Here is a 9,345-nt window from a genome sequence, read left to right on the forward strand (position 1 = left end):
GCATCGTAGGTGGACCAGCGCGGGGTGGGAATCTGTAGTACGCGCGCGTAGTAGAAGGCGTGCTGCGAGGGATCAAAGTCGGGATCTGTCCAGGTGGCCATTAACTGGTTGTCGCCAATGGTATTTTTATAGGTTGCGTCCTTTTCGTTGACGGTATTGCCCACCGGAGGAATCTTGCCGTCCGCGTCGGGTTTGCGGTCGCCGGACAGGGCGATGTCATAAATTTTTGACTGCTGTTCTCCCGACTTATCCACCCAGCCTTTGACAATCTGGATACGGTCGAGATTGGCTCCTTCCGCTTCCTTGAGCGCCTGCACGATAAAGGTCGGGGCCTTGTCACTGGCGGCCGGTAAATCGCCGCCCATCGGCACGCCTTTCGTATAGGCCTGCTTTAACCCATCCTCTGTGCCAAGCGAAACGCCTGCCATGTCGAAGCCGCCAAAGAAACGCACCTTGAGTCGCGGCCCGGAAGTGGCAAAGGTTTCCTTGCGTTTGATCGCCTCAAAGATACCGTCACGGGTGTTGGCTTCCGCCCACACCGCGGCCACGCCACCAGAGCTGAAACTCCGCACCTGTTTCGCGCCAGCCGCATCGACCCCGGGCGGGCCTTCCAGTCTGTGCTTGGGATCGATTTCAAAACCGAACTTTCCGGTGTAGTTGTCTTCCTCGATTGCCGACGCCCCGTTGTGGGTGTCCGAGTCGCCGATAAAACCGAACTTGAACGGGTTGCCATTGCCCTCGCTTGCAAGCTTGAGGCCGCGGATCAGGGCTTCCCGCGCGTAGCCGCCCTTCTTGTGCTCGGGCGGGGTTGCGGTGGGCGCGAGGGTGTAGTCCCAGAGCTCGAAACTGCCGAACTCATCATTGGGAAACAGTGTCGGGTGGGTTTCGGAAGTGCCCTTGATCTGGGTGAGTTCATACACCGGCTCGTTGCGCATGCGCGCCTCAGCGTATTCCCGATTCAATGTGCTGCCGCCGTACGATTGATCCACCGGGAACATGAGCCCGTCGCTGGCATTGCCGTTGTGTGCAATGGCAAGAAGGTCGTTACCGGCTTCGCGCTGACCATCCATCCAGCGCCACAAATCCTCCGGTGTGCTGGAGTCTAGTGCAGAAAATGGGGCCTCTGGCACCTTGGCTGTGTCACGGAAAAAGACAACGCGATGCAGGTTCCTCCAGTCGGGGTTTGAAGTCCACTCATATCCCGCCATGGTGGTGAACTTGCCCGGCTCGTAGTGCGCGTCGGCAATTTTAACCACCTCTGACCAGAGTGACCTTGACAGTTCTTTGTCGCCGAGAATCGGGTCCACTCGCCTATTTGAGATGCCATCGAGGATTTCACCGTAAGCATCGAAAGATTTCTTGGGGTCGTCGCCGGTGATATCTGCCGCCAGCGGGTGCTTGCTGATCGGGCTGTCGGGGTCTTCCATTCGCGGCAGCGCACCGAGGTACTCCGCGTGGTCAGAAACGATATACCAGTCCAGGGGCACGCCTATTTTCAGGGGCTTGCCGCTTTCACCCGGCGGAATTTCTTCACCCTTCGCCCAGCGGTAGGCGGCATCGGGGTCCACCCAGGCCTCGTTGATGTAAGCGTCGAAAGACCAGCGGGTGTGCACGTGCAGATTGCCGAAGTAGACGTCGCGGTTCGGGTTTCGCTGTACCTCGGTGACCGTCGTTGTTTCTTCGACTGGCTGTGCCTCGGTTTCGCTTGCCGTCTCAGCTGCAGTGTTGTTTTCAGGCATGGATGAATCCGGCCTGTCGGCGGCATCTGGCGACGCCTTGCTATCTGTTTCGTTGCTGCAGGCGGGAAGCAGGAACGCAAGTAACAGGAAATAGCTGGGGAATCGCATGGGGCACTCACTGTTCAACAGGGGAAAAATGAAAATTCGGGTAGCTTAGTAATAGTTGAGTGGGGGAGCGCAGGGGCAGAGTTGAGTGCCAATTACAAGCGACAGGTGGTTTAAGGCGTGTAGCGCCTGTCCCTGCGCTTTTGCGAACAGCGGAGACTCATTGGTCAGTCACCCTGGGGGCGGTCAGTTGCCCAAAATCCATCCATGGGTTATTGTCTCGACCGTTGAAGGAGGACGACCTCCCCCAATCTGGGAACTGATGCCGAGGACGACCTGGCCTGTTGTAAAAGGTGCAGTCCATGTCCTGGATCTATCTTCTCGTTGCCGGTGCCCTTGAAGTTGTTTGGGCCTTCTCCATGAAGCAATCCCAAGGCTTCACCCGGCTTACGCCTTCCCTGATTACGCTAGTCACCATGGTCGGCAGCTTCTGGCTGTTGGCCGTCGCCCTGAGGACCATCCCGCTTGGCACGGCATACACCATCTGGACAGGTATCGGTGCTATCGGCGCTTTTCTGGTGGGCATTATGTTTTTGGCGGAGCCGGTGAATACGATGCGAATTGTTGCGGCGATTCTGATCGTGTCGGGGTTGGTGCTGATGAAACTTTCCGCGAGCTGATAGCCCTCGTCTTTGTATTAAATACCCGGGAGGAACCGTGCGCTTTCGAATGCACGGGTCCTCCTAATAGCTTTCAAACTATTACCATGTATTCCACCACCTTCACCCGCCTGCGCGAGCAGGAACTTGCCAAGTCCACCAAACCCTTTCAGGCCAAAGGCAAAAGTGTAAAGCGCTGCCCCGACTGCCAGATGGGTGACTTTGCGTGTATGTGCGCGTGGCGGCCGCAAAGCGAGAGCCCGGTAGACTTCGCGCTGCTGGTACACCGCAAGGAGCTGTTCAAACCCACCAATACCGGCCGCCTGATCGTCGACGTTTTTCCCCAAACCAATGTATTCCTGTGGAACCGGCTTGAAGCACCGGAGGGACTGGAGAGCCTGCTGAATGATCCGCAGCGGCAGTGCTTTGTGGTGTTCCCGGCCGACGGTACCGAAAATTGTTCGCGAGAGGTGACCCGCGCACTGCCGCCTGCGAGTGGCAAAAAAATAACGCTGATTCTGCTCGACGGTACCTGGAAACAGTGCAGCCGTATGATTGGCCTCAGCCGCTGGCTGGACCGTGTGCCCTGCCTGAGCCTGCCCGAGATTCTGGTGCGATCCTATTCCGTGCGGGATTCTGGTAAGAGTCACCGTTTCTCAACCGCGGAGGCGGCCATCAGCTGTCTGTTGCTTGCGCAGGAGACACAGCCGGCGGAAACTCTGCGGCACTATTTTTCTGTGTTTAACCAGCACTATCTTGCAACCCGCGGGTGTTGCGATATCGAAGAGGGCGAGAGTCACCGTTACTTGCGACGCCTGAAATCGTAATACATGTCGATGTGCTGCTGTGTGCACTGGTGCCAGAGGGGGATATTCGTGCCGAGGGATGAGCTGGAAGCGGCTGACCTATAATAAAAGGCGCTCGTCTCCGCCGTCGCTGATTGGGCTGTCGCCGACAGTTGCCGTTTCCGGTGGATGTTTTCAATCACGCCAGGGAAGCCTGGCGGTTCCACCAGATAAGCAATGTGCGCGAAAGCATGCGGATAGAAACAAGTGGAAAAACCGCTGGCAACCGATTTTTTCCCGCTTGCACTGGGGCTATTGTCGCGCTCTGTTTCGCGGCTGCTGTAGGCTGGAGCCAGGAAGTACCTCCCTACCGAGGCCTCACGTTCGAGCATGCGATCCTGCAAAGCCTGCAGAAGCACCCGGAGTTGGCGGATTACGTTTACCAGCTCGAAGCGGCCGACGCGCGCGTGGCGTACGCTGGGGTGGGGCCGCGACCCCAGCTGTGGCTGGAGATCGAGGATGTAGCCGGATCCGGCGACTTCAGCGACGTCGAAAGTGCACAGTCTACCCTGGGGATCAGCTGGCTGCTGCAGGGCGATGTGATCGAGCAGCGGGTGGCGGCCGCCCACAGTAAAATTTCTGTCATCGAGGCCCAGCGCCAGATACTGCAACTGGAAGTCGCGGCGGACACGGCGCGTTATTTTCTCCAGGCCATGGCTCAGCAGGAGCGAAAGCTTCTGGCGCAGCAGGCAATGGAGCAGGCGCGGCAGGCACTGGCGGATATTCGTCGCCAGGTGGTCGCCGGAAAAGTCCCCCAGGCCGACGCCTCGCGGGCCGAGGCGGAACTGGCGCGACGTACGCTGGCGGTCGAGGATATCCAGCATGAGCTGGAAGTCGCCAAGCACCAGTTGTCTGCCCAGTGGGGGGATCGCACACCAGTGTTTACCACTATTGTGGGCTCGCTTTCTGCCCCGGTTCCGTCGATCGATATCGAGCAATTACGCGCCCAGGTTGCGGGCAACCCGAACCTTTCAGTTTTTCTCAGTCGCGAACGGGTGGCCGAAGCTGAGATCGCCGTAGCGCGTGCGGAGGCTGGTATCCAGTGGAAGATTGATGCAGGGATTCGGCGGCTGGAAGCAACGGACGACTACAGCCTGGTGGCCGGGGTCTCTATCCCAATTGGCCGTCGCAGCCGCAATCGCGACCAAATCGATGCTTTGACGGCGGAGCGGAATCGCTACCGGTCGCAGATGGAGGCGAAAACCATCGAGCTGGAAACACGGGTCTATGTCATGGCCCAGCAATTGCTGCACGCGCAACACGTTGCTGAGGCCCTGTTACTGAAGATTATTCCCAGCATGGAGCGGGCACTGTCGGATACCCGAGTGGCATACCGCCAAGGGAAATACAGTTATTACGCGCTGGCCGCGGCCCAACAGGACCTGATCGATGCGCGCCTTTCCTACCTGGAAGCCCAGTACCGGGCACACCTTAATCTGATTGAAATCGAAAAGCTCACTGGACTGTCTCTGTCGGCGATAAGCGAGACCGCAAAATGAAATCGACGATCGTCTTTTGCCTGTTTCTGATTGCGACCCTTGCCGTGGGCTATGGCACTGGCCTGCAGGCAAGCGGTGCGTCAGCACAGGGCGGGGAGGCAGAGCCGGAGAAGGGGCCCCATGGCGGCCGCCTGTTGCGTGAGAACGGGTTTGCGGTGGAGCTTCGTATTTTCGAAACCGGGGTGCCGCCGGAATTCCGCGCCTGGGTCAGCGACGACGGCAAGCCTGTCGATCCGGGCAAGGTTACGCTCAAGATGGTGCTCACCCGGCTGGGCAGTGCCGAGGAGCAGGTGCGCTTCGCACCGCAGTCGGACTTCCTGCGTGGGGATACGGTAATTTACGAACCACACTCCTTTGTGGTCACTCTTCTCGCCCGCTACAACGGCAAGAATTATCGCTGGCAGTACGACAACTTTGAGGGCCGTACCCGCATTGCACCGAGTATTGCAGAAGCGATGGATATCGGTACCGGTATCGCTGGCCCTGCGCTGCTGAAGGAAACCGGCAAAGCCTACGGCCGCCTGGTGATGAATCCCGAGCGGGTTCGGCTGGTTAGTGCCCGGTTTGACGGCACCGTGGAATCCGTCAAGGTGGCCCTCGGGGAGCCGGTCGACAAGGGGCAGCCTTTGCTTGCGATCAACAGCAACGAAAATCTGAAAACCTACACCATCAATTCGCCGATCACAGGTGTTGTGCTGCAGCGCCAGGCCAATCCCGGAGAGCAGACCGAGGGCCGCACACTACTGACCATAGCCGACAGCAATGCACTGCTCGCCGAGCTGGACGTGTTCCCAGCCATGCGCGCCCGCGTTAAGTACGGCGCACCGGTGTCACTGAAAGTACGTGGTATCGATACGCAGCTGGAAGGTGAGGTGCGGCAGATCGACACCATGATCCGTTCCAATCAGTCCAGCGTGGTGCGTGTGGTGCTCAAGAACCCCCCGGCATCGCTGGCTCCCGGCGCGTTCGTCGCCGGTGATATTCAGATACGGGAATTCGAAGTGCCACTTGCGGTTAAACGCTCCGGACTACAGGCATACCGTGATTTCACTGTGGTTTACGCCAAGGTGGGCGATCAGTACGAGGTGCGTATGCTGGAGCTCGGTCGCGAAGCGGGTGAGTGGGTGGAAGTGCTTGGTGGACTGGCCCCCGGTACCGAATATGTCACCGAGAACAGCTACATCATCAAGGCGGATATCGAGAAGTCTGGCGCCGCCCACGACCACTGAGAGCGCCTTATGCTTGATTACCTGATCAGGGCTTCAATCAACAACCGTATGCTGGTACTGGCATTAGTCGCTCTGCTGTGTGGTTTGGGGTTATGGAACTTTACCCGGTTGCCGATCGACGCCGTGCCGGATATCACCAACGTGCAGGTGATGATCAATACCGAAGCACCGGGCTATACCCCCCTGGAAGTGGAACAGCGGGTGAGCTATCCGGTGGAAACGGCGATGGCGGGGCTGCCTGGCTTGTCCTACACCCGCTCCTTGTCCCGCTATGGCCTATCCCAGGTGACGGTCATTTTTGCAGACGGCACCGATATCTATTTTGCCCGCCAGCAGGTCAGTGAGCGCCTCGCCAATGCGCGCAGCGCGCTGCCAGTGGGACTGGAACCTGAACTCGGGCCGATCGCCACCGGCCTCGGCGAGATCTTCATGTTTACCGTGGATGCGGAGCCCGGTGCGACCAATGCCGATGGCTCCGCTGTGACCCCGACGGACCTGCGTACCGTGCACGACTGGATCATTCGGCCACAATTGCTGCGCGTACCCGGGGTAGTTGAGGTCAATCCGGTGGGCGGGTTCAAGCGGGAAATCCTCGTCGCCATCGAGCCGGAAAACCTGTTGGCGTTCGGACTCACGCAAACAGATCTGATTCACGCGATCGAGCGCAATAACCAGAATCGGGGTATTGGTTTTATCGAACACCGCGGTGCCCAGTGGCTACTGCGGGTGCCTGGTCAGGCGGATACCGTAAATTCCCTGAAGGATTTTCTGTTAGCAAAAATCGACGGTGTACCGGTACGCCTGGGCGACGTGGCTGAAATCGGAGAGGGCCGTGAGATGCGCACCGGTGCCGCCACCCAAAACGGTCGCGAAGTGGTTATGAGCACGGTGTTCATGCTGGTGGGCGAGAACAGCCGCACCGTTGCGCACGCTGTGGGTGAAAAGCTGGAAGAGATAAAGGCCAGCTTGCCACCGGGGATTACCGTGACTGCGGTCTACGACCGCACCGGATTGGTGGACAAGACCCTGCGCACGGTACGCACCAATTTGCTGGAAGGTGCGCTGCTGGTTGTCGTCATCCTGTTTCTGCTGCTGGGTAATGTGCGCGCGGCTATCCTCACCGCGCTGGTCATTCCCATCGCCATGCTGATGACCGTCACCGGTATGGTTCAGACCCGTGTCAGCGCCAACCTGATGAGCCTGGGTGCACTGGATTTTGGCCTGCTGGTGGACGGGGCCATCATCATCGTGGAGAACTGTCTGCGCCGCCTCAGCCAGGCCACACGCGATAGCGGTACGCTGGATGTGAAGGAGCGGTTGGAGCTCGTGTATCAGTCGACCCGCGAGGTGATACGCCCTGCCATGTTCGGGGTGTTCATCATCACAGCCGTATATCTGCCGATCTTCGCGCTGTCCGGGGTGGAAGGCAAAATGTTTCACCCGATGGCGACCACTGTAGTGATCGCTCTATTATCGGCGATGGTATTGTCGGTGACTTTCGTGCCCGCCTGTATCGCACTGTTATTTCGCTCGCCGGTGGTGGAGCGGGAAAACCGCGCGCTGAACAAGCTCCGCGACTGGTACCGTCCGCTGCTGGAGTTTGCCGTACGCGGCCGCGTATTGATTATGGCCATGGCCGCGGTTCTTGTGCTGGTGTCTGCTTTTGCCGCGACTCGCCTCGGCAGTGAATTTGTGCCGACCCTGGATGAGGGCGATATCGCGATGCATGCGCTGCGTATTCCCGGCACTTCGCTGGAGCAGGCCATCGCCCTGCAGGAATCCCTCGAGGCCCGTATCAAGGAGCTGCCGGAGGTGGAACGGGTATTTACCAAAATCGGCACCGCCGAAGTGGCCACCGATGCCGTGCCACCAAGTGTGGCAGACAACTTCATTATCCTGAAACCACGTGAACAATGGCCGGATCCGGATAAACCCAAGGCCGCACTGGTTCGTGAGCTGACAGCGCTGGTGGAGCCAGTTCCCGGCAATCGCTATGAATTCTTGCAGCCAATCCAGATGCGCTTTAACGAGCTGCTCGCCGGGGTGCGTGCCGAGCTGGCGATCAAGGTGTTCGGCGATGACTTCACCCAACTCGAGCAACTGGGTAATGCCATTGAAAACGCCATCGGCAAAGTGGAAGGCGTTGCAGACAGCCAGATGGAGCAGACCGCCGGTCTGCCCATGCTCAGTATTATTCCCGATCGGGCCGCGCTGACGCAGTATGGTCTGAGCGTGGGCGAGTTACAGGATCAGCTGGCCACCGCCTTGGGTGGAACGGTGGCAGGCCGCTTTTACCAGGGTGACCGGCGTACGGACATCGTGGTGCGCTTGCCCGAAGGCCTTCGCAAAGATGTGGACGCACTGGCCAGGTTGCCGGTGCTCCGTAGTAATGGGGACTATGTGCCGCTGGAGGAAATAGCCACTGTGCAGCTGGTGAGCGGACTGAATCAGGTAAACCGCGAAAATGGTAAGCGCCGCGTAGTGGTGACCGCGAACGTTCGCGGGCGTGATCTGGGCAGTTTTGTTGCGGATGTGCAGCAAGCAATAGCCAGTAATGTAGAGATTCCTGCGGGCTACTGGCTGGAGTACGGTGGCACTTACCAGTCGTTACAGTCCGCTGCCCAGCGACTTGGGGTGGTGGTGCCGGTTACGCTGCTCCTTATTCTGGGACTGTTGTTAATCGCGCTAGGTTCTGTCCGGGATGCGCTGGTAATCTTTACCGGCGTTCCCCTGGCTCTTACCGGGGGCATCCTTTCCTTGCTGTTGCGCGACATCCCGTTTTCAATCTCCGCGGCGGTCGGCTTTATCGCGCTGTCGGGAATTGCCATTCTCAACGGGCTGGTGATGGTGTCCTTTTTCCGCGACCTGCGGCACCAGGGATACAGTCTCCATGATGCGATCATTGAAGGCGCTCTGATCCGTCTGCGCCCGGTGATTACCACTGCGCTGGTGGCCTCACTGGGATTTGTACCCATGGCATTCAATACCGGCATTGGCTCAGAGGTGCAACGTCCACTGGCGACGGTCGTGATCGGTGGCATTATTTCCTCGACTCTGTTGACACTAATCGTACTGCCGGCTTTTTATCGCCTGCTGCACCAGCGTGAGTTGGAGCAGACATCGACCGTTGTAAACACGCCTTGATTGCAGCCTCTTAATTGTCGAGCACAAATTCTATTTTGTGATGCTCTATCTCCACATCTGGTGAACCGGGACTGTTACTTACTCGAGCGGGGAGAGAGTCATGCGGAGCTGGAAGCGTATGCCAGCCAGCGAAAGGTGGGATGGAAAGCGGGGTGAGAAACGGGGGTGAGAAACGGGGTGAGAAA

Annotated in this window: 7 protein-coding genes; 5 read left to right on the plus strand and 2 right to left on the minus strand. The window is 58.7% G+C overall.

Features of this window, described 5'->3' with window-relative positions:
* Positions 1 to 1,847, minus strand: a 1,847-nt coding sequence (locus B4U49_RS02835; protein ID WP_143735496.1) for a DUF3604 domain-containing protein, incomplete at its 3' end; no start/stop codon positions are given.
* A 299-nt stretch (positions 1,848 to 2,146) separates the two neighbouring features.
* On the opposite strand from B4U49_RS02835, the gene B4U49_RS02840 reads away from it, so the two are divergent.
* Complete coding sequence (locus B4U49_RS02840) at positions 2,147 to 2,464, plus strand: DMT family transporter (protein WP_078083067.1); 318 nt, start codon at positions 2,147 to 2,149, stop codon at positions 2,462 to 2,464.
* A gap of 86 nt (positions 2,465 to 2,550) precedes the next feature.
* Positions 2,551 to 3,270, plus strand: coding sequence for a tRNA-uridine aminocarboxypropyltransferase (locus B4U49_RS02845; protein WP_078083068.1), 720 nt, complete (start codon positions 2,551 to 2,553; stop codon positions 3,268 to 3,270).
* Here B4U49_RS02845 and B4U49_RS19055 read toward each other — a convergent pair.
* On the minus strand, positions 3,246 to 3,620 hold the full coding sequence (locus B4U49_RS19055; protein ID WP_158078539.1) for a hypothetical protein: 375 nt from the start codon (positions 3,618 to 3,620) through the stop codon (positions 3,246 to 3,248). The genes B4U49_RS02845 and B4U49_RS19055 overlap by 25 nt on opposite strands.
* Positions 3,621 to 3,635: 15 nt before the next feature.
* Here B4U49_RS19055 and B4U49_RS02850 point away from each other — a divergent pair, with 15 nt between their 5' ends.
* The 3 genes from B4U49_RS02850 to B4U49_RS02860 are packed head-to-tail and all read left to right on the plus strand — an operon-like array spanning position 3,636 to position 9,160.
* Entirely contained in the window at positions 3,636 to 4,787 is a 1,152-nt protein-coding gene (locus B4U49_RS02850; RefSeq protein WP_476703363.1) for a TolC family protein, read from the plus strand.
* A complete protein-coding gene (locus tag B4U49_RS02855) occupies positions 4,784 to 6,016 on the plus strand; it encodes an efflux RND transporter periplasmic adaptor subunit (RefSeq protein ID WP_078083070.1) in 1,233 nt (410 codons plus the stop codon). The genes B4U49_RS02850 and B4U49_RS02855 overlap by 4 nt, the downstream gene beginning before the upstream one ends.
* Before the next feature lie 9 nt (positions 6,017 to 6,025).
* Positions 6,026 to 9,160, plus strand: coding sequence for an efflux RND transporter permease subunit (locus tag B4U49_RS02860; protein ID WP_078083071.1), 3,135 nt, complete (start codon positions 6,026 to 6,028; stop codon positions 9,158 to 9,160).
* Positions 9,161 to 9,345: the final 185 nt, after the last annotated feature.

Origin of the sequence: Microbulbifer mangrovi, assembly GCF_002009015.1 — a bacterium.
Taxonomy (GTDB): domain Bacteria; phylum Pseudomonadota; class Gammaproteobacteria; order Pseudomonadales; family Cellvibrionaceae; genus Microbulbifer; species Microbulbifer mangrovi.